The organism is Ruegeria sp. O5 (genome assembly GCF_056535105.1).
On record NZ_JBQERN010000003.1, the window covers coordinates 267,096 to 289,900 of the forward strand.

Genomic DNA, 22,805 nt, shown 5'->3' on the forward strand with positions numbered 1-22,805 from the left:
TCCTGCTTCCGGGTCAAAGATTTCAGGCGAATTTTCAAGCGAGCTGAACGGCCTTTTTTAACTGCTTGGCAATCTGGTGCCGGATGGGTGGCAGTTCCCCTACCACTGGCAGCAGAACGCCTTTGAACCCTGCTTGGCTCAATCCTGCAGGCACGTCGTCCACTGCGTGCCCCCCGGTGCAGGCAAAGAACGGAAGGCACAGCGCCTGAGCCCCCGTGCCGGTTGCGGCTTCGGAAATGGAAGGTGGTTCTTCAACAAACCCAACGCGGACAGATTTGAAAGCCAGCATTTCCTCAAGTTGAGATGCGAAGTTCAGAGCCACGACCGAGGGGTTTCGGCTACGCCCTGACCCATGTGCGGCAATAACCAGGTCGGTCGACGCAGCTGCCCAATTCCTTTCGGACAATTCGGATTGCAGGGCGCGTGCGGTCAATTCCGGTAGCTCTGGGTCAACACCCAACGGGTCTAGAATGCGCGCTTTGTGATCCCCTAATCGTTTGGGCAAAGCGCTGGTGACAAACCATCCATTTGCCATGAAAAGCGGATAAATGACCGTGTTTTCCGGCAGGCTGCTCAGCTTAGCCTCGAACGCGCCGGGCGCGGCCAGAGTTGCTGCATGCACCGTTACATGCTCGGTCAGGGCGTCGACCGTAGCCGCGAACGCAGCCAAAGCAGCCTCGGCCGGTTCTGGATCGGACGGCTGACCATGTGCGACGATGATGGCATGTGGCATTTGGATCTCCTGACACGATATGCGTTAGGTGCCTCTGTGCGAACCGAAGTCAACACTACTGTTAGCCCAGAACCGTTAGCCAAAGCCAGACAGTCAGGATGGATGTGGCTGTCCCAATGAGAACAGCCGAAGCTGCCACCCGCTTGGCGCGGCCATACATGTTAGCAAAGATATAGGCGTTGAACCCCGGCGCCATGGCTGCGTTCAACACGCCCGAGCGGAACAGATCCTGAGGCAGCCCTGTGGATTTGCCGAATATCCACACAAGGCTGGGATGCAGCATCAGCGAGATTGCGCAAACAAAAGCGATGGTGCGCAGATCGCCTTCGGGTTTGTATTTGACCAGTACCCCGCCCAGTGCAAACAGGGCGCCAGGCAAGGCGGCCCGCGTGATCAGACCAAGGGCTTCGTCCACTACAGCCGGGATGGCCAAACCGGATAGATTAACCACGAATCCCAGTGCAATACCAAGGATCAGCGCGTTCTTGAACATTGCCGACAGAACAGAACGCGCCATGCGTACGCCACCGTTTCCGCGATTGCGGACAACCTCCATCACCGTGATCCCTACGCCGTAACAAAACGGGGAATGGAAGGCGATAATCGCATAGTTGCCTGTCAGGTTCTCGGGACCATAAGCGCGTTCGGTAATCGGCAATCCCAGCAGAACCGAGTTAGAGAACAGGCAACAAAACCCGATTGCCACGCAGTCTTCCCATTCGCGGCCGAAAATGATGCGCGCACCAAAAAGACCAGTGATGAAACACATGGCGGCGGCGGAATAGAAACTGGCCAAAAGCCGGGGATCGAAACTGGCGCTGAGGTCCAGATGCGCGATGGCAAGAAACAACAGGCATGGGATCGCGAACCCTTGAGTAAATCTCATCAGCCCGTCGACATGGTCTTCTTTGAAATATCCTGTTCGTGTTGCCGTGTAACCGGCGCCGATCACAAGAAAGACAGGAAGAATGACGTCAATCAGACTTTGCAGCATTTGGCCCCCGTGCAACGGCCAGGTTGCGATATCTTATGCAAAAGGAACAGGGGCCTGAAACGCGTGATGTATCACCATCCCGTCATAGGCGGGGGTGATATTGTCCGGAGTTTCTGCATCGACGGTCATATAGTCCAGATCGATATGCATGTTGGTTAGTATCGCCTGTTTTGGTTGCAGCTTCTCAATCCACTCAAGCGTTTTTTCCAGATGTGCATGTGTGGGATGTGGGCTTCGGCGTAGGGCGTCGATGATGAGATATTCCAACCCTTCCATTTCAGGCCATGCGTCGTCGTATATTTCGGCAACATCCGGCAAATAGGCGAGCCGTCCCATGCGAAAACCTAGAGAATCTATCGAGCCGTGATTGACCTTGAATGGACGAAACGGAATGGGCCCGCCGGGTCCATCAATTTCGAACGGTCCGTCGATGGACTTGAGGTCGAGGATCGGAGGATAAGGTGACCCTTCGGGTTGAATGAAGGCGTATCCAAACCGCCCCAGCAGGGCGTTCTGGGTATCACCATCAGCCCAGACCGGTACACGGGTTTTCATGTTGAACACGATCATGCGCAGGTCGTCGATTCCATGGACATGATCCGCGTGAGAGTGTGTATAGACTACACCATCAAGCCGCCCGGTGCCCGTGTCCAGCAACTGGCTGCGCATGTCCGGGGTCGTATCAATCAACACTGAGGTTGTGCCGCCGGGGCCGTTACGCTCGACAAGCAGGGAACAGCGCCGGCGAATGTTCTTGGGGTTAGCAGGATCGCAAGCACCCCAGTGGCCACCCAACCGGGGTACGCCGCCTGACGATCCGCAGCCCAGAATGGTAAATCGCAATTCGGTCATGCAGCGGCCCTGTTCGTTGCCGCCTTGCTGAACAGCCGGTCAAAGTTTGCCTGAGTTTGGGCGGCAAAAGCCGGATACTCCAGACCGAACACTTCAGCCCCTTTTCGGGCTGTATGTGCGGTATAGGCCGGTTCGTTTCGCTTGCCACGATAAGGGGGCGGCGCAAGATAGGGCGCATCGGTTTCCACCAGAATGCGATCCACCGGTGCGCTTGCGAAAATGTCGCGCAACTCCTGGCTTTTGGGAAAGGCCGCAATGCCGGACATGGACAGATAAAACCCAAGATCCAGCGCGGCTTTGGCCAACTCGGCCGAGGACGAGAAACAGTGCATCACGCAGGAATAGGGCGCGTTGCGATACTCTTCGGCCAGAATTTGGGCCATATCGTCGTCTGCCGCGCGGGCATGAATGATCAAAGGCAACCCTGTGCGCTGGGCGGCTTCGATATGAATGCGCAGAGATTGCTTCTGAAGCTCAGCGCTGTCGGCGGTATAGTGGTAATCCAGACCTGATTCACCGATGCCCACAAATTTGGGATGTTGTGCCAGCGCAACCAATTCATCGACCGAGACCATAGGCTCGTCAGCGGCGCTCATCGGATGGGTGCCTGCGGCGTAGAATACCGGTGCATGGGCTTCGGCAATTGCGCGGACTGCGGGTTCATTGCGCAGCTTGGTGCAAATCGTCACCATCCGGGTCACGCCAGCATCGGCCGCGCGCGAGATGATGTCGTCCAACTGACCGTCAAAATCCGGGAAGTCCAGATGGCAGTGACTGTCGGTGATCTGGGGGGTGTCGCTCATCTGACCTGGCCGGCGGTTTCCTGTATCTTGAACACCGTATCTAGGACCAGAGCGACAGGGTCAAGGTTCACCGCCTGACCATGTCGCGTGCGGGCTGTGATTGTCGCTGCGACTTCGGCCCAGCGACGGGCCTGATCCGAAGAATCTGACAGTCTGGCCAGCGTTTCAGCTTCGTTAGGGGCGGCCTCAGAGGTCGGCGGTGCGCCGGTTGCCCCGGTCAGGGCCAGCCGAGACAAGGCGATATCGATCAGTGTCAGCAGCAAATCAAACCGCTCGGCCGCGCCGCGTTGTGCCGCAGCCTCGGCCAGAGCCAGCGCGCGCTGCCGGTCCAGGCGGGGCAGGGTGCCCAGAATGGCAATCAGTTCGGCATAGATTTCAAGCCCGCCCAGATTGATCAGGCGAACGGCCTCCCCGACCGAGCCAGCGGCCAATGCGGCGAGATATTCGGGGTGCGTCGGTAAGGTCGTCCCGGTTTGCGACAGCGCGTCCTGCATATCCCCGGCACTCAGGGGCCCAAGACGCAAGGTCCGGCACCGAGAGCGGATGGTCGGCAACAAGCGCGAGGGTTGGTGCGATACCAGCAAAAGAGTTGTACGCGCCGGAGGCTCTTCCAGCATCTTCAGCAAAGCATTGGCGGCGCTGACATTCATCTCATCCGCCGAATCCACGATTACGACCCGGCGCCCGCCATCGGCAGAGGACAGGCCAAAGAACTTTCCCAGCTTTCGGACGTCGTCCACAACGATTTCGTTGCGCAGCCGCCCCTGATCATTCAGCGACCGGGCTATCGCGGCCAATCCCGGCTCGGCCCCGGCCAGAATGCGACGTGACACCGGGTGGTCGCGATCAATGTCGAGCGTCTCTGGCGGTGGCGGCGCGCCAAACAGCCCACCGTCGTTTGCCAAAGGTGTTGCCAGCAAGAACCGCGCAATCCGCCAGGCCAACGTTGCCTTGCCGACGCCACGCGGCCCGGTCAGCAACCAGCCGTGGTGCAGCCGGTCCGAGTTGTAGGCGGTCAGAAACGCCTGTTCCGCCGCATCCTGACCAAAAAGCCGGACGGTCTCGCGGGGATGTGGCGCACCGGGCACCTGATCCGGAGAGGGGATTTCGTCATTCATCGTCTATCGCAAAGCAGCCTGGACGATTTCTGTCACATCCTGCGCAACGCTGTCCATGTCCCGGTTACCGTCCACCACGCGGAAACGGTCGGAAAACTCATGGGCCAGTGCCAGAAAGCCCGCCCGCATTTTCCTTTGTAGGTCCGGGCCGAAATCTTCGAACCGTTCTTCCGCGCCTTGCCGCCCTTTGGCGCGGGACAGGCCGGTATCGGGGTCCATGTCGATCAGCAGCGTCAAGTCCGGCTCGCGCTTGATCATCAGGCTGTGCAGCTGATCAACAAGGCCGCGCAGATCGCCCCGCGACAGGCCCTGATACATACGTGTGCTGTCGGCAAAGCGGTCGCAGATCACCACTTGCCCTGCGGCAAGTGCGGGTTCGATCGTACGTTCCAGATGGTCGCGGCGGGCGGCCGTGAAAAGCAGGATTTCCGTTTCGGCCGACCAGCGGTCGGGATCACCTTCCAATACCAGGCTGCGGATTTCCTCCGCGCCGGGTGAGCCGCCCGGTTCACGCGTCAAAACGACCTCATGACCCTGCGCCCGCAGTTGATCCGCCAGCATCCGCGCCTGAGTTGACTTGCCTGATCCGTCAATGCCTTCGAAAGTCAGAAATAACCCCGCCTTGGTCACATCGACTCCAGTGGGTTATTGATCACGTCTTTCAGAACTATGCCGCCAACGGTCAGCATACGGACGACAAATCCACCAATTGCAACGTCTTCCGCTGCCACCAGTGGACGTCGAATTTCCGGCAATCCTTCAGGCTTGATGACAAGTTCGGCCAGTTGCTGGCCTTTCTTGACCGGTGCATTGACGGGACCCTGATACACAACTTCGGCCTTGACGTTTTGTGTGCCCAGAACCGGAAACAGAACCGTCAGATCGCCGTCAGGTACAAGGCCTACGGTCTTCTTCTCGCCCATCCACAGCTTGGCTTCGGCTATCGGCGTTTCCGCGTTGGCAACTGTCCTCTCGACAAAATTTCGAATCGACCAGTTAACCACGGCCTCAGCCTCCTCTGCCCGTTGACCGGTGCTGTCCAGCCCGCTGAGGACAAAGATGACACGGCGATCGCCTTGTTTGGCAGACCCGACCAGGCCGTATCCGGCCTCCTGCGTGTGGCCGGTTTTCAGGCCATCCGCGCCAATGCTCAGTTTCAGCAATGGATTGCGGTTACGGGCATTCGATGGCGCACGGCCATCGAATTCGAATACCTCTTCTGAAAACAGGGGGTAGTATTCGGGAAAGTCGGTAATCAGCCTGTCGGCCAGAACCGCAAGATCATGAACCGACATCATATGTCCGGCGGCAGGCCAACCGTTCGAGTTCGCGAAATTCGAGTTGTTCATACCGATCTGCTTTGCGCGCTGGGTCATATAGCGGGCAAACCCGGCCTCTGTCCCGTCAGGGCTTAGCGCCTCGGCGAGGACCACGCAGGCGTCGTTGCCTGACAGAACGATGATGCCGCGCAGCAGATCCTCGACCCGAACCCGGTCCTGCGTGTTCAGAAACATGGTCGAGCCGCCATAGCTCATCGCGTGTTCGGACACGGGCAGGGTTTCGTCCAGCGTCAGTCTTCCGTCACGCAGCGCTTCGAAAGCAACATACAGCGTCATGAGCTTGGACATGGATGCAGGAGGCAAGGGCTGATCGGCGTCTTTCGCCAAAAGCACCGTACCGGTGGTCTGATCGATCACATAAGCCGCGCGGGCAGATGTATCAAAAGCCTGAGCCGGGATTGCCAGAACGGCAAGCCCAATGGCCAGAACAGAAGTTCGCAATGAGGATAGCATGTTATGCCTCCTTGTATCAGTCGGACACGGTGAACGCATCTTTGAAACCAAGGTCCTTTACATCTTTTTGAATGGCCTTGCGTTCGGCCCGGGTTGCGGCAGGGCCAACCAGGACCCGCCATACTGTTTTGTTTTCGGTTTTCAGTTCCCGCACAACAGTCGACATGCCATTCCGGCGCACTTTCTCGGCGGCGGCATTCGCATTTGCTTCGACGCTGAACGTGCCGATCTGCACAAATGGTTTGCTCAGCGGAGACGCAGCGCCTGTTGCCGCCGCTGCGGCAGGAACCGCTTCGGTCGCGTCAATCGCGGATGCAGCGCCTTCGATGGGATCCAGTGGCGTTTCGGTGATCTCAGTGGGGTCTTTCTTTTGCCACCACTTCCGTTTTGCAGGCTTTTCAGCGGGGGCTTCGACCGGCGCGTCCGACAACGCCGGTGCAGCTGCGGCTGCCGCAACATCTGCGGCCACATCAGCACCGCCTGTTGCTGCACCCGCCGCAGCCACGGTGGCTCCCGCCGCTGCCGCTGTTGGCTCTTTTTTCTGCCACCACTTCCGCTTGGCGGGTTTTTCTTCAGCGGGCTCTGTTGGGTCCTCAGTGGCTGATGCCGCAGCTGTGGTCGTGTCCGTACCTTCGGTCGCTGCGTTGGCAGAACTTGCCGCATCCGCCGCAACCACTGCCGAACCGGCTGCTGCCGCTGGCGCCTTCTTTTGCCACCATTTCGGCTTGGCCGGTTTTTCGGTATCTGCCGCGGATGGATCGTCGGTGGCCGCGGTGTCCGATACCGCAGCCGTATCTGCCGCCTCGTCTTCCGGTTTGGGCGCGTCCTCGGGTGGTGATTCCTTTACAGCTTCACGGCGCAAAGCGACCACACTGACCTTTGTCGGCGCGCCCGCCAGCATTCCGAGCTGTTCCGCAGCCGCAGATGAGACCTGTAGCGCCGGGCCGGGCAGGTTGCGTTCACGTCGGAACAGGGCCCCTGTTACAGACTTGTTGTTTGCGGTGTTCGTAATTACGACACGCTCGGGCTGGGATACTTCCGGATAGGCAACCCAGATCCCGCCCAGCGAGGGCCTGCCATCCCAAAGCCCCGCTTCGGTGACCTGAAAAACCTCGGGGGCTTCGACGTCACGCTGCGAGCCCGAGGCTACCTCGGGAAGGAGTTCGGTTTTGTTTGAGTTTTCTTCAGGTTTTTCAGCCTCTTGAAGAATGTCTTCACACCCGCTCAAAACTGTCAAAGTCAACGCCAGATACGCCAACCGTTTCGGTCCCGGGCGTGTCATGATCGCTCGCTTCATCTGCTTATCCCTTGCCTGAAGGGGTCTCGTTCTCGGAACCCCGCTGCCGGTCTGCTGGTTCTGCTTGCCAGCCTGTTTCGGTCTATTTCGGGGATCATAACGCGGCTGAAGAGTCATGGAAAGACCGCTGCGCGGGCTTCGGCAAGAAATCCCGATTTCGACTTGCCTCTGACCGAACTTGCGCTTAGACCCTGCCTTCGACGGGGAGGTGGCAGAGTGGTCGAATGCGGCGGTCTTGAAAACCGTTGGGCGTGAGAGCGTCCCCAGGGTTCGAATCCCTGTCTCCCCGCCACTCATACCTGTCTCACTTCAGTTGTGTTTTCTGACCCGAAATTGTGTCGCAATTTCCGCGAGTTGGCGCGTGCGCTTTCAATCAGAGACGGAGCGGACTGTACATTCAGAGCGCAATTCCGGCCGCAGTCTCAGTGCCGCATTTTGGCGGGGTCGCTTTGGGCTGGATTTCCCTGATAACCTGCAATTTACAGGGAAATTTCGCGAAACAGGTCTGAGTTCCGTTATTTCACCTGTCGGAACTGTATGTTTTTCAGAGGTTTATGTTGCAAATTCCCTAAAAAGTGGAACAGGGAACTTCCTCGCGGGAACAGAGAATTGTTCCACCGGATCAGGTAGGGCAAACCCTATATCAGGGACGCAGGATTTGAAGCAATAAAAAGCCGAACTGGCGTTCCTGTTCGGTCCAGTCAACTGGGTGGGTCACGCTGACCAGACGCTTGAGTGTGAGTTCGGGCGGCTGAGTGCCGTCGAGAATCGCGGCTTGAATCTTCGGTGAGAGAAACGCGAGCTGGGAACGGGTACGGATGAAGGCGCAGGGAACGCTCTCGCGGCGTGCAATCTCCATCAGTTGAACTCCGGATTTCAGATCTCGGGCCCAGCCATGGGCGCGGATCAGCATGGACCGGAGGTGGGGATCAGGTTGGGGTGCCATATCTCCGGCGATGACCTTGGCCTCGACGCCGCGGCGGCGCAGATCGAAAGATGCGGTGACGTGGGTGAGATCCGGGTGCAGATGGTCCGCAGCAATACCAACTGCGCTTGCCAGAGTCTTGGGGTTTAACTCGAGTTCAAAGTGTCCTCGTGCAATTTCGCCGCTGGCCAGAAGAGCAGCGCCCACATAACCGCCTTGGCGTTGAAGCCGAGTCACCAAATCGGCAATTGACGTCTGGATCACCGCGGCTGACCCAGCCTCGGGCTGCGCCAGTACTTGGTGCGCGGCGGCGGCCTCTTGAAGATGTCTGGCGATGACATCAATGACTGCGTTTTCCAGCGCCGGGCCGGGCAGTCGCCAGCCGGAGGTATCCTTGCCGCCCGAGATCAGTCGATTGGAGACGTAATAGCGCAACCGTCGGCCTTTGCGCGTGGTGTGGGTTGGCGTCAACCGATCACCAGTTTCGTCCTGCAGCAGACCAGTGAGCCAGGCGCCGGGGTCATTGGTGCGTTGGCGCGCATCAGGTGAAGGGTCTGCACGGGATCGCTGCGACGCTTCGCGCATTTTCTCCTGCACCCGGTCCCAGATGTCCTGGTCGATGATCGCCGGATGTTGCCCGTCCCAGATCTTATCCTTGTGCCGGATTTTTCCGAGGTAAACCGGGTTGCGCAGCAGATAATAGATCTGGCCGCGTGACAGCGGGCAATTCCCCTTCACGCTTCCATCCGCCCGAACAGCCCGTTTTGATCGCAGGTCTTCTGCCGTTGCCCGCTCTTCTACTTTGCGCAGGCAACCCAGCTCATCATAGAGCCCAAAGAGATGCCGGACCGTTCTGGCCTCATCCTCATTCACGACCAGCGTTCTTGCTTTTGGGTCGGGGTGGCGGTCATAGCCGAGCGGCAGGTTGCCGCCCATCCAAAGCCCCTTTTTCTTAGACGCTGCAATCTTGTCGCGAATACGTTCCGCGGTGACTTCCCGTTCAAACTGAGCAAAGGACAAGAGTACATTCAGGGTCAACCGACCCATGGATGAGGAGGTGTTGAATGCTTGTGTGACGGACACAAAAGAACAGTTCGCTTGTTCCAGCCGTTCGACCAGCTTGGAGAAGTCGGCGAGCGATCGGGTCAGCCGGTCGATCTTGTAGACCACAACCATGTCGATGCGCCCGACATCTATCTCTTCAAGAAGGCGCTGAACGGCAGGGCGCTCTAGGGTGCCGCCCGACAGGCCACCGTCATCGTAGCGGTCTGGCAAAAGGGTCCAACCTTCGTGCCGCTGGCTGGCGACATAGGCCGCGCAGGCCTCATACTGAGCGTCCAGCGAATTAAAGTCCTGGTCCAGTCCATCTTCTGAGGACTTGCGCGTATAGATCGCGCATCGGATTTTACGGCGCGGGCTCATTTGGCGATCTTTCGGGTGAGTCCGAAAAAACGCGGCCCTGACCAATGCGCGCCGGTAATCTCTCGGGCTATGGCTGAGAGCGAGCGATAGGACCGACCGTTCCAAGTGAAGCCGTCCCCTGTCACATCGACCATATGGGTCACGCCATTCCACTCGCGCAGCAGGCGCCCGCCGGGTTTAAGAGCAGGGCAGGCTGGCCGGGGTTTTTTCTCGGAACCCTTTTCCAGCGTGGCTTTGACCTGCCGGGGTAGCCCGCCATGACAGCGGGACTGCATCTCAAAGGCGATAAAACGGCGCAGGAAGGGTTGGCTGAGCATGGCGGGCGCGGGTTGATCAAACAGTTGCTGCCAAAGCGTGACCAGATCCGATCGACTCATGGCGGCCAGATCGGCGACGTCGCTGGTCTTGGTCATGACTCTTCTCCTGTTCCCGCCGTCAGGTGATACGTGGATGATCCATTTTGTTTGTCGGATGTCCGCCGTTCAATCGTCGCGCCTTTCTTCCGTAACCCACTCAATGCCGCTCGGACCGAATGAGGCTGCCACCCCGTTGCTTTGCAGAGCGCCTCAAGGCTGGCACCGTTCGGGCGACGCAACAAAGCTTGCACCTTGTCAATTTTGGTTGGTTTGGATTTGGACATGTATTGTCTCCTCTGATCTGGGGCTGGCGGAATGCCGAACCCCCGTACCGAGGAGCGCCCGAATGGCTCGGGCGTGGGTTCAGTGATGCGTGGTTCGCAGCAACAGTCCAGCTCTTTCTGGGGCAATCCGAAGAGGGCTGTGTTATGTCGGGTGTTGCTGCTGTACCCCCGATTATTCGTCAACAATCTTAATTGGTTACTTTTTGCTTGGGGGTTGCAATTGCAAAAGCCCGCGCATAGATTCTAGCCAGCCCTGCAAGGGACAAGGTCCCACGGGGAGGTGAATACATCTCCCAGGCAGCATTCGGCGCCGCATTTTTCGAAGCGGATAAGACCGAGAGCATTCGAAGGGGCAACGAACCGGATCGATTGGTCCGGAGAGTTGCTATTCGTGCTCTCTCCGAATTCCCAACACGATCCTTTCTTGTCGACGCTAACGAGCGTCAAACGAAAGGAGGCGGCAATGCCTACTAAGAAAACACAGAGCGACGCCAAGGCGTCCAAAACGCCGATCTGGATGGCGGACAAAGTCATTCAATCCCAGATCAGCCAGATCAAGCTCTACGACAATAACAACCGCGTGCATACGGCCAAGAACATCGACAAGCTGAAGGCGTCGGTGGCCAAGTTTGGCTTTGTCACCCCGATCCTGTTGGATGGTTCGGGCACAATCATAGCGGGTCACGGCCGCTATGAAGCCGCCAAGGCTCTGGGGTTGATGTCGGTGCCGACTGTTGTCGCGGATCACTTGTCAGACGCGGAAGTGCGCGCTCTGCGCATTGCGGATAACAAGCTGGCGGAGTTGTCCGACTGGAACGAAGCTGCTCTGCAGATTGAATTTGCCGAGCTGATGGATCTCAGCCTTGATGGCGAGCTGGACTTTGATCTGGACATCACCGGGTTCGAAACACCGGAGATCGACATTATCATCGACGGCACGGGCGAGGCCACGGAGACCGAAGCAGAATCTGTTGAGACGCCGAACCCTGCGGCACCCGTAGTCACGGAGCCGGGCGACCTTTGGGTTCTCGGAGATCATCGCATCTTCTGTGGGGATTCCTTGCAAGCCCAGAGCTACGACACTCTGCTAAAGAGCGAACGCCCGCAGATGGTGTTCACAGATCCTCCTTACAATGTAGCGGTCAATGGGCATGTTCGCTGTGGCACCGGTGGCGATCATCGCGAGTTTGCCATGGCGTCAGGAGAAATGTCGGCCAGCGAATTCCGTAGCTTTCTCTCGGACGTGAACAACCGGCTGATTGACTGCCTGCCGGACGGAGGCATCGCGATGATCTGCATGGACTGGCGTCACATTGAAGAACTGATTGCGGCCGGCAAGGCAGGCGGCTTTGATCTCATCAATCTTTGCGTCTGGAACAAGACGAACGGCGGGATGGGCAGCCTTTATCGTTCCAAGCACGAGCTGGTCGCGATCTTCAAGAAACCAGGTGCGGCGCATATCAACAATGTCGAACTGGGAAAACACGGGCGCAACCGGACCAATGTCTGGGACTATGCCGGTGTGAACAGCTTTGGGGCAGGGCGTGAAGCGGATCTCGCTGATCATCCCACGGTGAAGCCGACAGCCTTGGTTGCAGATGCCATCATGGATGTGAGCCACCGCGGTGATGTTGTGCTGGATACCTTTGGCGGATCCGGCGCGACGTTGTTGGCAGCTGAGAAAACTGGGCGCCGGGCGCGGCTGATTGAGCTCGATCCGGCTTATGTCGATGTCGCCATCCGCCGTTGGCAGGAGATGACCGGTGAGAGCGCCGTGCACGCGGTAACAGGCCAGACGTTCGATGCGCATTCTGCGGCAACTGATGCCACCTCAGAGCTGGAGGTGGGTCATGTCTGACAATACGAAAGAGTATGAGGTCGGCTACGGCAAGCCGCCCAAAGCAACCCGGTTCCAAAAAGGGCGATCCGGAAATCCGAAAGGACGACCGAAAGCTGCCAAAGGCGTGAATGCCAGCCTGAAACGCGAACTGGAAACCAAGATCACAGTCCGCGAAGGCAACCACGAAACCCGAATTTCCAAGGCGGAGGCAATTGCAAAGCGGCTCATGGCAGGTGCTTTGAAGGGCGACACGAAATTGCTGATGGCGCTTCTTAAGGTCGACTCTGATCTGTTTGGCGGTTCAGATGATGGGAGCGGACAGGCCAGCGCTGCTTTGGAAGGGCCGGATAAGGTCGACTACGACATCCTCCGGGATTTCTTTTCCAGCCAATTGGACGGTGACGGCGGTGCGGAAGATGAGGAGGCGGAAGATGACGGCTCCTGATCCAAAAATGGTCCTGCAAGCCGCGCGCGAGGTTTGCCGGGACAATTTCTTTCCCTTTGTTTGGCGTGTGTTTGACACGCTGCACCAAGGAACTGACCACAGCTTTGATCCGGCTTGGCATGTGCGGGCCATGTGCCATGAGTTGGACAACGTTCGCGTCGGCGAGAACAAGCGGTTGATTATCAACATTCCGCCCCGGTGCCTGAAATCGGTCACCGTGGCCGTTGCCTATGTCGCTTATCTTCTCGGTCATAACCCCAGCGCCAAGATTATTGTTGCCAGCTACGGGCTGGATCTGGCACGCAAACATTCCGAGGATTGTCGTCGGATCATGTCTGCGCGCTGGTACCGGGGAATGTTCCCTGAAACGGTCTTGGCTAAAAAGGGCAACACCTCAGAAGAAATCCGCACCACAAAGGGAGGCAGCCGTAAGGCTGTCTCCATCGGAAGTTCTGTGACTGGACATGGCGCTGACTACATCATCATCGATGACCTGCTGAAAGCCGGCGATGCGGGCTCCGAAGCTGAACTGGTCAAGGCACAGGAGTTCATTGAGGGGACCTTGCTGTCGCGCTTTGACAACCCGTCCGAAGGGCGTGTGGTTATGGTTGCACAGCGGTTGCACGAGATGGATCCGCCGGGTTATCTGCTGGACCGCGGTACCTATCGGCACCTGAACCTGCCTGCCATCGCCGAAGACCATGAGACAGTGCCTCTTGGGCGTGGAAGGGTCATGTGCCGCAAACCGGGTGATCTCCTTTGCCCGTCCCGTTTGGATCAGGACACGCTGGATACCAAGCGTCGTGAAATGGGCGCAGCCGTGTTCAATTGCCAGTATCAGCAGAACCCCATTGCTCCCGACGGGTCACCCCTGCGCTGGGAGTGGTTTGGTACCTACAAGACTATCCAAGATCGCCGCTGGTATCAGCTTGTCGTTCAAAGCTGGGATACGGGGATGTCTGCGGATCCCCGGTCCGACTTCTCGGTCTGTACAACCTGGGGGTTCCGAGAAAATGCGTGGTACCTTCTCGACGTCTGGCGTGGGCAGGTGGACTACCCAGACCTGAAAGCCAAGGCACTGCAGCTTGTCAGTCGCTGGGATCCGGATCGAGTTCTGATCGAGGATGCCGCTTCTGGCAAACCGCTTTTGGACGAATTGTTTCGTGATGACCGTCGGCGCTATGAACGCATTAGACCTGACAAGGACAAGGAAACCCGGTTCCAGTCCGCGTGCGGTCCTATCGAAGAGGGCAAGGTGTATCTGCCTGCAGACGCGCCCTGGCTGGCGGCGTTCAAACGGGAACTGCAGTCCTTTCCACGCGGTCGCAATGACGATCAGGTCGACAGCTTTGCCCACTTTCTGAACTGGTCCAAGGGATTGGGATTCTACCGCGCGCTAGGCCATGATCATCAGATAAACATCGAACGTCGCGAGCGCCGTCGCGAGCGGATCAGACGGCGGTAGAACAGAAACCAAAGTTCGAGGCCGGTAGTCGGCCTAGAACCGCCCAGCGAAACCTTGGTCATTGGGTCCGAACGGCGTATTTTGTTGAAAAACTCTTCCTTGATCGAGGGCTGAACTGCTGATTCAATTCCTTTAGTGGGGGGGGGAGGACCAGCCATGATGGGACCGAAGCAGGAAGCGCAGGCGGCGTTGTTCTACGAATTTTCTCTTGAGAATCATATTCCCCAAGACCACTTGCTGCGCTCGATTGATCGCTTTGTCGATCTGGGTGGCATCCGCGCCTATCTCGCAGATTTCTACAGCCACACCGGTCGGCCATCCGTCGATCCTGAGCTGCTGATCCGGATGCTGCTGGTGGGATATTGCTTCGGCATCCGATCTGAACGGCGGCTTTGTGAAGAGGTGCATTTGAACCTGGCCTATCGTTGGTTTTGTCGCCTCGATCTGACTGACTGCGTGCCTGATCATTCGACGTTTTCCAAGAACCGACATGGTCGGTTCCGTGAGAGTGAGCTGCTGCGTCATCTGTTCGAGACGACTGTTGCGCGTTGCATCGCGGAAGGTTTGGTCAGCGGCCAGCGCCTGGCAATTGATGCCAGCCTGATCGAGGCGGATGCCAACAAGCAGAATTCGACACCCAAAGAAGATTGGTGCGTCTCCGACATCGACCCGGCAGATGCGCCTCGCGCCGTTCGCGAGTATCTCGATACGTTAGATGAAGCTGCATTCGGTGCCGCCAGCGAAGTCCAGCCCAAGTTCACATCCCATTCCGATCCTGCCAGCCAGTGGACGGCAGCGCGTAAAGGGCCAGCATTCTTTAGCTATTCTGACAATTATCTGATCGACACCGACCATGGCGTCATCGTCGATGTCGAGGCGACCCGTTCGATCCGACAAGCCGAGGTCGGATCAACCAAAACCATGCTGGACCGGGTAGAGGATAAGTTCGATCTGCATCCCGAACGGCTGATCGCGGACACCGCCTATGGCACCGGGCCGCTCCTGGGTTGGCTTGTCGACCGCAAGATCGCACCACATATCCCGGTCTTCGATAAGTCCGGCCGCAACGATGGCACCTGGACCCGCGCCGACTTTGAGTGGGACGCAGAAAACGATCAATATGTCTGTCCAGAAGGTCACGCCCTGAAGCAGTTCCGCCGTAACTACTCAGACCCGAACAGGGGGCCGACTGGCAAGGGCACTGCACGTTATCGCGCCTTGAAAGAGGTCTGTCAGATCTGTCCATCCAAAGCCAAATGCTGTCCAAACACCGAAGCTCGCAAGATCACCCGTGAGGAGCACGAAGACGCCCGTCAGGTCGCACGCGACATCGCCAAGACCAAGCAATACGAGATCTCGATGAAACTCAGAAAGAAGGTCGAGATGCTTTTCGCCCACCTCAAACGCATCCTCGGGATGGGACGGCTCCGATTACGTGGCCCATGCGGTGCAAATGACGAATTTCTCCTCGCCGCCACAGCCCAAAACCTCCGCAAACTGGCCAAGATATTCCCTGCACCGCAGCAAATGCGCAAAGCCTGAATGGAAACGCACTCGCGCTCTGTTCAAAGCACCACTTTCTGCGTCAGCAACCGTTGTTTTTCAACAGAATCGGGCGGACAGCTGACTTTCGCTGCATATGCGAGAGCAACTCTACCAATCTGTGAAAGCGGTCATTTACAGTCAGATATGCGATACACGCCCGATCCAGGTACGGATGAAGTCCTTTGTGGCGCGGGATCAGAGCGACCTGGCAAGGTCGCCAATATCCCAAAAAAGCCCGGCCATTGCGCGCAATGCATCACGCGAAACTGACTTTAACACGTGCTCGTTTGGCGCGTGCTGCGAACAGCCGCGATAGGAGTGCGGCACCCAAACCGTTGGGAGACCGAGCAAATCGGAAAAGACCTCGTTGGGCAAGGAACCGGCGAGATTTGGCAGGACATGGGGTGGCTTCCCACACGTTTTTTCAAGCGAACGCGCGACAAAAGACACCCACGGATGGTTGGGCGACGTTCGCGTTGCATCAAAGAAGCTGCGGTCATGAGGCTTGATCTGAACGATCTCAAAACCTCTCGCATCAAGGTGGCGTCGAAGGGCGGGCAGGATATCGGATTGGTTAGTGCCAACAACGAAGCGGAGCTGGCAGGCGGCTATGGCAAATCCCGAGATCGCGTTGACCGGTGCCTCGGGGACACCGCTTTTCATTGCGAGGACCGCAAAACTGTTCCAGCCGAAGACGCGTTCGGCCGGTGTCAGGCCTTCCTCTCCCCAATTCTCGTCAATCTTCGGACCACCATCCCCGCCAACCGGCAAGTTGCGCAGGGTGTCCCGGATGTCTTCAGTCAGGCTGGTCGGCCGCCATTCTGGTATTTGGATTTGGCCCCGCACATCGGTGATCGTCGAGAGGGCTTGTGCAAGGATCATCGCGGGGTCGGCAAGCAAACCGCCCCAGTTACCCGAATGGTGCGCGCCGTCTCTTAGATCAACGATGAGGTCGAACGAATTGCCGCCCCTTGCCCCCATGAACAACGTGGGCGTGTCGGACTGAAGGCGCGGCCCGTCCGATGCGATCAGGACGTCTGCGGCTAGGTTGTCCTTGTGCTTGGCGCAAAACTCCGACAACCCCGGTGATCCCATTTCTTCGCCCATTTCAATGAGAATGCGCATGTTGAAGCCGAGCGCTCCACGGGCCTCAATGACAGCGCTCAGCGCCGCCAAATTGATGAGATGCTGCCCCTTATTGTCGGCTGTTCCGCGTCCATAGAGGCGGTCGCACTCATCAACCAGTCGAAATGGGTGAAGCCCGTCGCGCCATTGATCCGTTTGCGCGCGGATCACGTCGCCATGCCCGTAGGACAGGATTGTCGGACGCGTGTCGTCCTCGATGCGCTCTGCAACCAAGATCGGTCCGGCATCGTGCACAGGGTTCGGGTAGATTTCACAGGAGAACCCGAGTCTGCTCAGGCGCGGAACGAGGGCTTCCTCAAGATAGCGCGGAAGCTCCGCGGCTTTTTCTTGTGTCTGGCTCTCCGTCTCATGGGCAACCAGTTCGCTAAGTTCTGTTGCAAATTGACCGGTGTCGAAAAACTGGGCGGCGTTGTCTATTGCAGAGGCGCGGGTCACGGTTGTTTTGCCTCAGACAGGTGGACGCACGTCGTCCGGGATCGGACATGTGTAAGGTGTTTGGCCCAGATGGTCTTGATGCGTCGCGCATGCAGCTTCGATGCGCGAGGGATCCTCAACCAGTCGACAAGCTGTCGCGGCCATTGCTTTTGCCGCGTAGACCATGCCTTTGTGAGCCGCGGGCGCCTTGCCTTGTGCCACTGTTTGCCACGTATGAAACGGCGTTCCTATAGCACAGGTGGCAACTCGTGCCTGAACGGTTGGGACTGCCCAACTCACGTCGCCAACATCTGTCGAGCCTTCGCCGCCATCGCTGTGGCGATCAAGAGGTGCGATGAAGTCGCAGAGTGCGAGATTTTTTTTGGGCTTAGCACCGATCCGCTTGAAGGTCGTATTGATGTCAGCGGCGGTTAATGTGGTCTGAATGTCGCGGGCAAAACTGAGATCTGCCTCGTCAAAGGCGACGGGTCCAAGTTTCTCTAGCTCGTGCTGCATGGTTTCTTCCAAAGGACGGTTGCCAAGCAGGTTTGAAACGCCGGAAAAGACCTGGCTGGTAACTTGCGTTCCTGTCATCAGCGCCGCGCCGTCCGCAATCTTTCGGACGCGCGTAACCAAATCGGCGAGGTCCGGTAGCGAGCTGGCGCGGACGAGTTGGCGCACTGTGGCCTTGGCCTGCACCACGTTCGGCGCAACACCACCTGCATCGAGATAGGCGTAGTGAACCCGGGCGCTGTCGGGCATGTGCTCGCGCAGGTAATTTACACCGATGTTCATCAGTTCAACCGCATCAAGCGCCGACCTACCCAATTCCGGTGCACCCGCCGCATGGGCAGCTTTTCCATGAAAAGTGAAATCGATCCGGGTGTTCGCGAGCGATCTGGCCTCATTCACGCCTGTGAAGGTCGCTGGATGCCACGAGATGGCTGCGTCGACATCATCGAACAGTCCTTCGCGCACCATGTATGTCTTGGCCGCGCCCCCTTCTTCAGCGGGGCAGCCATAGTATCGCACACGGCCCTTGATGCCGTTTTCGGCCAGCCAGTCTTTCACCGCCGTCGCGGCCAAGAGTGCGGCGGCCCCTAAAAGATTGTGACCACACCCATGCCCGTTGCCACCCTCTTCAAGCGGCTGATGTTCAGCCACACCTGGCGCCTGGCTCAGATATGGCAGCGCATCGAACTCGCCGAGGATGGCAATCACCGGACCCTCGTCTCCTGCTTCGCCAATCACGGCCGTAGGAATGCCAGCTGCGTTCTCTGTTATCTTGAAGCCCTGAGCGCGTAACATCTGCACATGTTCGGCGACGGACTTGTACTCGGCATAAAGCGTCTCGGGCGTGTCAAAGACTCGATCTGACAAGGCGATAAAATCATCACGATGGCGGTCGACGTGGTCCCAGATCGGATCGGCGTTTTTCAAGGGGCTCTCCAGCTTCTCGTTCAAACGGTTTCGGCGTGTTCCAGCAGGCAAGCCGTTTCGCGCCCGCCGCGCCCCGCTTTCAGTTCAGGAACAGTGGTGCGGCACTCAGCGGTCGCCACCGGGCAACGCGGGTGGAAGGTACATCCAGATGGCGGATCGAGCGGCGACGGAATTTCCCCCTCAATCGGGGCAAACTCACGCCGGCGCTGATCAAGGCGCGGAGCCTCTGCAAGCAGCGCTTTCGTGTAGGGATGGCGTGGGTCCGAAAAAATTTCCTCAGTCGATGCGCTCTCGACAATGCGGCCCAGATACATGATCGCCACGCGGTCGGCGATGTGTTCGACGACGCTCAGGTCATGGCTGATGAACAGATAGGTCAGGCCCAGCTCTTCGCGCAGATCCATGAACAAGTTGATAACCTGCGCCTGGATCGACACGTCCAGCGCAGCGATGGCTTCGTCGCAGACAAGGAACTTCGGCTTCACGGCGAGCGCACGTGCAATTCCAATCCGTTGCCTCTGACCGCCGGAAAACTGATGCGCGTAACGCCGCTTGAGCGACGGGTCGAGGCCGACCTTGCGCATCACGTCGTCCACGTATTCCGCACTCTCTGCCTTGCGGACGATCCCATGCATACGCGGTGCTTCGCCGATGATATCTTCGACGCGCATTCGCGGATTTAGGCTGGCAAAGGGGTCCTGGAAGATCATCTGAATTGCGAGGGTCGCCGCGCGTTTGTCGGTGCCGTTCAACGTCGCAACATCTTTGCCTCCGTAGAACATCTGTCCGTCACTTGCAGGGTGAATGCCGGCAACAACACGTCCCAAAGTGGACTTGCCGCAGCCGGATTCGCCGACCAATCCCAGAACCTCACCCTTTTGAATCGACAGGTTCACGTTATCGACAGCATGGACCGTTTCTTCCCGGATGATTGCGCCAAGTCGCTGTGCGATTTTCCCCGCGACGTCCAAACGTTTGGTGAAGCGCTTCGAAACGCCTCGGATTTCAACGAGCGGCTCACTCAAAGCGTCGTCTCCTTGGTGCGTTGCGGATTGAAACAGCGAAGGCTGCGGCCATCCACGTCCTTAATCGGGGGGCGCTTGGAACACGCTGCCGTTCGGGCCTGACAACGCGGTCCAAAGGCGCATCCTTCAGGCAGGGCGAGCATGTTTGGCGTCATCCCTTCGATCTGGAACAAACGCTGCCCGCGCCGGTTCGCCGTCGGAACCGATCCGAGAAGCCCGACCGTATAGGGATGCAACGGACGGTCGATAACATCGTCGATACTGCCTTGCTCAACGATCCGTCCTGCGTACATCACCGAAATCCGGTCCGCGAGCCCTGCCACAACGGCAAGGTCATGCGTGATCCAGATCATCGCGGTTCCCGTGCGTTTCGTCAGCTTCTGTGCCTCGTGGATGATCTGCGCCTGAATTGTCACGTCGAGCGCTGTCGTCGGCTCGTCGGCAATAATGAGGTCCGGCTGGTTCAAGAAGGCTGTCGCAATCGCCACGCGCTGCCGCATCCCACCGGAAAGCTGATGCGGATAGGCTTGCAATCGCTCTTCCGGCGATGGGATGCCAACCAAACCAAGCGCATCACGGCTTCTTTCCCAGGCGGTTTGGCGGCTTACGTTTTCATGGGCGAGAATGGCCTCGATCATCTGCGTATCGACGCGCAGGACCGGGTTGAGCGTCATCATCGGATCCTGAAAGATCATCGAGATTCGGTTGCCACGCAAGGTCTTGAGTCGCTCTTCCGGTGCGTTCGCGATCTCGTCACCATTAAAACGGATTGACCCATCGACGATGCGCCCGGGAGGATCGATCAGCCCAAGGATGGAAAACCCGGTGATCGACTTGCCCGACCCGGACTCACCCACCAGACCCATTACCTCGCCCTTGGAGACGGTGAAATCCACACCATCTACGGCCTTGACCACACCCGCGTGCGTGAAGAAGTGGGTCTTTAGCCCGCTGACTTCGAGTACTGCCGTCATTTCTTCAACCTCGGGTTCAAAACATCGCGCAAATGGTCGCCCACAAGGTTGATGGACACGACCGTCAGCAAGAGCGCGATGCCGGGGAAAACGGATATCCAGTAGCGCCCGGACAGCATGTACTCGAAGCCATTTGCGATCAGCACCCCAATCGACGGTTCAGTCTGTGGAAGGCCTACGCCAAGAAACGAAAGCGTCGCTTCCAATGAGATTGCGCTGGCGGTTTGCACCGTGCCAACGACGATCAGAGGCGCCATGCAATTCGGAAGGATATGGCGAAAGACGATCCGGGGTCGCGATATTCCAAGGCATTGCGCGGCTTCGACATATTCCTTGCCACGCTCGACAAGCGCGGTCGCGCGAACCGTGCGGGCGTAATAAGCCCATTGCGCGATCACGAGGGCGAGGATGATCTTGTCGACACCCTTACCAAGTGCCGCAACCATCATCAGCGCAACAAGCGATGCCGGGAACGACAGTTGAAGATCCACGATGCGCATGATGAACGCTTCGGTCCGGCCTCCGGCGTAGGCCGCGACCAGACCGATCGCCATACCGATCAGAAGGGCAATCACCCCAGATGCAAGCCCAACGGTCAGAGAAATACGCAAGCCATAGAGAATTGCCGAGTAGAGATCGCGTCCAGACCCGTCCGAACCGAGCCACATCGTGTATCCGTCGAATGCTTCGGAACCTGGAGGCAAGCGCCCATCCATGACGCTGACCTGGCCAAGATCGTAGGGGTTCTGCGGCGTGATCCAGGGTGCCAGGATGGCCAGCAGAACGATGATCAGGAATATGCCGAGCGCCGCTGTTGCGATCCTGCTTTCGAAGAACTCGGCCCGAAATCGCTGGAACGGCGTCTCGACTTTAGGGGACTTGGCGGGGGTCAGAGAATGATCTGTGACGGTGTCGGTCATGCGCCCTGATCCTGCAAACGAACCCTCGGATCGAGGATCGAGTAGAGTATGTCGACGATCAGATTGATCAGCACGAAGAACAGTACGATGATCATCAGATAGGCGACGACGACAGGCCGATCCAATTGCAGTATTGCGTCGATCAGCAGTTTGCCCATTCCCGGCCACGCGAAGATTGATTCAGTCACCACCGAGAACCCGATCAAACTACCGAATTCGAGGCCCATGACGGTCACTACCGGGATCATGATGTTTTTCATTACATGCACCAGAATGATGCGTCGGGTCGAAAGCCCTTTGGCCCGGGCATACTTCACGTAATCCTGTCCCATCGCTTCCCGGACACCCGCTCGGGTAAGGCGGATTGCCAGTGAAATCTTAAGAAGCGCTAGGTTGAGAGCAGGCAGGAAGATGTGGCTCAACCCATCGAGCGTAAAAAGGCTGCTGTGAATCCCAAGAAACGAGCCGATATCGCCGCGCCCTGTCGCTGGGAGCCATCTAAGTTCTACGGCAAACAGCATGATGAGCATAAGCCCGACCCAGAAGGTCGGCAGCGAAAACCCAAGGATTGAGCCAGCCATAATGCCCTTGGACAGCGGGCTGTCGGGATAGAGCCCGGCATAAAGACCCAATGGAATACCGATCACGATAGCAAGAAAGAGTGCACTGAAGGCCAGTTCCATCGTGGCAGGCATATGGTGCAGGATCAGTTTGAGCGCGGGCTCACCGAAGACGAAACTGTCGCCGAGGTCACCCTGTGCAGCACCTTTGAGGAACAACCAGTACTGTTCCCAAATAGGCCGATCCAATCCAAGCCGTCGAATTGCAGCTTCGATGTCAGCCTGATCCGCGTCGGGGCTGACCAGCATGTAGACCGGGTCACCAACGATATTGACGCCGAAAAAGACAATCACCGACATCAGGAAGACAACAAGCATTGCTTGCAGCAATCGGCGAATGACAAAAACGGTCATGAGGACATTCCCTGGGCAAACGCTCCGGGCCGCTGCGAAG

The 22,805-nt window shown here is 58.0% G+C and carries 21 protein-coding genes and 1 tRNA gene; 5 read left to right on the forward strand and 17 right to left on the reverse strand.

Annotated elements, in window-relative coordinates; all coding sequences use genetic code 11:
• Positions 1–34: 34 nt before the first annotated feature.
• The 8 genes from ACR0M3_RS07455 to ACR0M3_RS07490 form a co-directional block, all read right to left on the reverse strand.
• Positions 35–733 carry a CbiX/SirB N-terminal domain-containing protein gene (locus tag ACR0M3_RS07455; protein WP_480910086.1) on the reverse strand — a complete coding sequence of 233 codons (699 nt, stop codon included), beginning with the start codon at positions 731–733 and terminating at the stop codon, positions 35–37.
• A 61-nt stretch (positions 734–794) separates the two neighbouring features.
• A complete protein-coding gene (locus ACR0M3_RS07460; RefSeq protein WP_480910087.1) occupies positions 795–1,727 on the reverse strand; it encodes an AEC family transporter in 933 nt (310 codons plus the stop codon).
• Positions 1,728–1,760: 33 nt separating this feature from the next.
• Positions 1,761–2,579, reverse strand: a complete 819-nt coding sequence (locus ACR0M3_RS07465) for an MBL fold metallo-hydrolase (protein WP_480910088.1) — start codon at positions 2,577–2,579, stop codon at positions 1,761–1,763.
• On the reverse strand, positions 2,576–3,382 hold the full coding sequence (locus ACR0M3_RS07470) for a TatD family hydrolase (RefSeq protein WP_480910089.1): 807 nt from the start codon (positions 3,380–3,382) through the stop codon (positions 2,576–2,578). The genes ACR0M3_RS07465 and ACR0M3_RS07470 overlap by 4 nt, the downstream gene beginning before the upstream one ends.
• Positions 3,379–4,500 carry a DNA polymerase III subunit delta' gene (locus ACR0M3_RS07475; protein ID WP_480910090.1) on the reverse strand — a complete coding sequence of 374 codons (1,122 nt, stop codon included), beginning with the start codon at positions 4,498–4,500 and terminating at the stop codon, positions 3,379–3,381. Before ACR0M3_RS07475 ends, ACR0M3_RS07470 begins: the two co-directional genes overlap by 4 nt.
• Before the next feature lie 3 nt (positions 4,501–4,503).
• Positions 4,504–5,130 (reverse strand): dTMP kinase, encoded by a 627-nt coding sequence (gene tmk / locus ACR0M3_RS07480; RefSeq protein WP_267362759.1) that lies wholly within the window; start codon positions 5,128–5,130, stop codon positions 4,504–4,506.
• Positions 5,127–6,293 (reverse strand): D-alanyl-D-alanine carboxypeptidase family protein, encoded by a 1,167-nt coding sequence (locus ACR0M3_RS07485; RefSeq protein WP_480910091.1) that lies wholly within the window; start codon positions 6,291–6,293, stop codon positions 5,127–5,129. Before ACR0M3_RS07485 ends, tmk begins: the two co-directional genes overlap by 4 nt.
• A gap of 16 nt (positions 6,294–6,309) precedes the next feature.
• Positions 6,310–7,590: an SPOR domain-containing protein gene (locus ACR0M3_RS07490; RefSeq protein WP_480910092.1), complete on the reverse strand. Its 1,281-nt coding sequence runs from the start codon at positions 7,588–7,590 to the stop codon at positions 6,310–6,312.
• Between the two features lie 202 nt (positions 7,591–7,792).
• Between ACR0M3_RS07490 and ACR0M3_RS07495 the strand changes: the two genes are divergently transcribed.
• Positions 7,793–7,882: transfer RNA gene (locus ACR0M3_RS07495), tRNA-Ser, on the forward strand.
• A gap of 351 nt (positions 7,883–8,233) precedes the next feature.
• On the opposite strand, the gene ACR0M3_RS07500 is transcribed toward ACR0M3_RS07495, so the two are convergent.
• From ACR0M3_RS07500 to ACR0M3_RS07510, 3 genes are read right to left on the reverse strand one after another with little or no spacing between them, the layout of a single operon-like run.
• Complete coding sequence (locus ACR0M3_RS07500; RefSeq protein WP_480910093.1) at positions 8,234–9,937, reverse strand: recombinase family protein; 1,704 nt, start codon at positions 9,935–9,937, stop codon at positions 8,234–8,236.
• Positions 9,934–10,350 (reverse strand): DUF2924 domain-containing protein, encoded by a 417-nt coding sequence (locus ACR0M3_RS07505; protein WP_480910094.1) that lies wholly within the window; start codon positions 10,348–10,350, stop codon positions 9,934–9,936. The genes ACR0M3_RS07500 and ACR0M3_RS07505 overlap by 4 nt, the downstream gene beginning before the upstream one ends.
• Positions 10,347–10,577, reverse strand: coding sequence for a DUF3489 domain-containing protein (locus ACR0M3_RS07510; protein WP_480506338.1), 231 nt, complete (start codon positions 10,575–10,577; stop codon positions 10,347–10,349). The genes ACR0M3_RS07505 and ACR0M3_RS07510 overlap by 4 nt, the downstream gene beginning before the upstream one ends.
• Before the next feature lie 463 nt (positions 10,578–11,040).
• Here ACR0M3_RS07510 and ACR0M3_RS07515 point away from each other — a divergent pair, with 463 nt between their 5' ends.
• The 4 genes from ACR0M3_RS07515 (at position 11,041) to ACR0M3_RS07530 (ending at position 15,869) form a co-directional block, all read left to right on the forward strand.
• Positions 11,041–12,435: a site-specific DNA-methyltransferase gene (locus tag ACR0M3_RS07515; RefSeq protein WP_480604333.1), complete on the forward strand. Its 1,395-nt coding sequence runs from the start codon at positions 11,041–11,043 to the stop codon at positions 12,433–12,435.
• The gene (locus tag ACR0M3_RS07520) at positions 12,428–12,862 is read left to right on the forward strand and encodes a DUF5681 domain-containing protein (RefSeq protein WP_480506340.1); all 435 of its coding nucleotides are present in this window, start codon (positions 12,428–12,430) and stop codon (positions 12,860–12,862) included. The genes ACR0M3_RS07515 and ACR0M3_RS07520 overlap by 8 nt, the downstream gene beginning before the upstream one ends.
• Positions 12,849–14,327, forward strand: a complete 1,479-nt coding sequence (gene terL / locus ACR0M3_RS07525) for a phage terminase large subunit (protein ID WP_480898941.1) — start codon at positions 12,849–12,851, stop codon at positions 14,325–14,327. Before ACR0M3_RS07520 ends, terL begins: the two co-directional genes overlap by 14 nt.
• Before the next feature lie 156 nt (positions 14,328–14,483).
• Complete coding sequence (locus tag ACR0M3_RS07530; protein WP_480910095.1) at positions 14,484–15,869, forward strand: IS1182 family transposase; 1,386 nt, start codon at positions 14,484–14,486, stop codon at positions 15,867–15,869.
• A 198-nt stretch (positions 15,870–16,067) separates the two neighbouring features.
• Here ACR0M3_RS07530 and ACR0M3_RS07535 read toward each other — a convergent pair whose 3' ends face one another.
• The 6 genes from ACR0M3_RS07535 to ACR0M3_RS07560 are packed head-to-tail and all read right to left on the reverse strand — an operon-like array spanning position 16,068 to position 22,765.
• Positions 16,068–17,453 carry a M20 family metallopeptidase gene (locus tag ACR0M3_RS07535; RefSeq protein ID WP_480472952.1) on the reverse strand — a complete coding sequence of 462 codons (1,386 nt, stop codon included), beginning with the start codon at positions 17,451–17,453 and terminating at the stop codon, positions 16,068–16,070.
• A 12-nt stretch (positions 17,454–17,465) separates the two neighbouring features.
• Positions 17,466–18,872 carry an amidohydrolase gene (locus ACR0M3_RS07540; protein ID WP_480472950.1) on the reverse strand — a complete coding sequence of 469 codons (1,407 nt, stop codon included), beginning with the start codon at positions 18,870–18,872 and terminating at the stop codon, positions 17,466–17,468.
• A gap of 20 nt (positions 18,873–18,892) precedes the next feature.
• Positions 18,893–19,897, reverse strand: a complete 1,005-nt coding sequence (locus tag ACR0M3_RS07545) for an ABC transporter ATP-binding protein (protein WP_480910096.1) — start codon at positions 19,895–19,897, stop codon at positions 18,893–18,895.
• Complete coding sequence (locus ACR0M3_RS07550; protein ID WP_480472948.1) at positions 19,894–20,871, reverse strand: ABC transporter ATP-binding protein; 978 nt, start codon at positions 20,869–20,871, stop codon at positions 19,894–19,896. Before ACR0M3_RS07550 ends, ACR0M3_RS07545 begins: the two co-directional genes overlap by 4 nt.
• A complete protein-coding gene (locus tag ACR0M3_RS07555) occupies positions 20,868–21,791 on the reverse strand; it encodes an ABC transporter permease (RefSeq protein ID WP_480472946.1) in 924 nt (307 codons plus the stop codon). Before ACR0M3_RS07555 ends, ACR0M3_RS07550 begins: the two co-directional genes overlap by 4 nt.
• Positions 21,788–22,765, reverse strand: a complete 978-nt coding sequence (locus ACR0M3_RS07560) for an ABC transporter permease (protein ID WP_480486506.1) — start codon at positions 22,763–22,765, stop codon at positions 21,788–21,790. The genes ACR0M3_RS07555 and ACR0M3_RS07560 overlap by 4 nt, the downstream gene beginning before the upstream one ends.
• Between the last annotated feature and the right edge of the window lie 40 nt (positions 22,766–22,805).

Bases quoted from the DNA above. Each gene is read 5' to 3' on its own strand.
- ACR0M3_RS07560 (WP_480486506.1), bottom strand. From the start codon at position 22,765: ATGACCGTTTTTGTCATTCGCCGATTGCTGCAAGCAATGCTTGTTGTC.
- ACR0M3_RS07465 (WP_480910088.1), bottom strand. From the start codon at position 2,579: ATGACCGAATTGCGATTTACCATTCTGGGCTGCGGATCGTCAGGCGGC.
- ACR0M3_RS07530 (WP_480910095.1), top strand. From the start codon at position 14,484: ATGATGGGACCGAAGCAGGAAGCGCAGGCGGCGTTGTTCTACGAATTT.
- ACR0M3_RS07555 (WP_480472946.1), bottom strand. From the start codon at position 21,791: ATGACCGACACCGTCACAGATCATTCTCTGACCCCCGCCAAGTCCCCT.
- ACR0M3_RS07515 (WP_480604333.1), top strand. From the start codon at position 11,041: ATGCCTACTAAGAAAACACAGAGCGACGCCAAGGCGTCCAAAACGCCG.
- ACR0M3_RS07485 (WP_480910091.1), bottom strand. From the start codon at position 6,293: ATGCTATCCTCATTGCGAACTTCTGTTCTGGCCATTGGGCTTGCCGTT.
- ACR0M3_RS07510 (WP_480506338.1), bottom strand. From the start codon at position 10,577: ATGTCCAAATCCAAACCAACCAAAATTGACAAGGTGCAAGCTTTGTTG.
- ACR0M3_RS07475 (WP_480910090.1), bottom strand. From the start codon at position 4,500: ATGAATGACGAAATCCCCTCTCCGGATCAGGTGCCCGGTGCGCCACAT.
- ACR0M3_RS07550 (WP_480472948.1), bottom strand. From the start codon at position 20,871: ATGACGGCAGTACTCGAAGTCAGCGGGCTAAAGACCCACTTCTTCACG.
- terL (WP_480898941.1), top strand. From the start codon at position 12,849: ATGACGGCTCCTGATCCAAAAATGGTCCTGCAAGCCGCGCGCGAGGTT.
- ACR0M3_RS07490 (WP_480910092.1), bottom strand. From the start codon at position 7,590: ATGAAGCGAGCGATCATGACACGCCCGGGACCGAAACGGTTGGCGTAT.
- ACR0M3_RS07520 (WP_480506340.1), top strand. From the start codon at position 12,428: ATGTCTGACAATACGAAAGAGTATGAGGTCGGCTACGGCAAGCCGCCC.
- ACR0M3_RS07505 (WP_480910094.1), bottom strand. From the start codon at position 10,350: ATGACCAAGACCAGCGACGTCGCCGATCTGGCCGCCATGAGTCGATCG.
- ACR0M3_RS07460 (WP_480910087.1), bottom strand. From the start codon at position 1,727: ATGCTGCAAAGTCTGATTGACGTCATTCTTCCTGTCTTTCTTGTGATC.
- ACR0M3_RS07455 (WP_480910086.1), bottom strand. From the start codon at position 733: ATGCCACATGCCATCATCGTCGCACATGGTCAGCCGTCCGATCCAGAA.
- ACR0M3_RS07470 (WP_480910089.1), bottom strand. From the start codon at position 3,382: ATGAGCGACACCCCCCAGATCACCGACAGTCACTGCCATCTGGACTTC.
- ACR0M3_RS07500 (WP_480910093.1), bottom strand. From the start codon at position 9,937: ATGAGCCCGCGCCGTAAAATCCGATGCGCGATCTATACGCGCAAGTCC.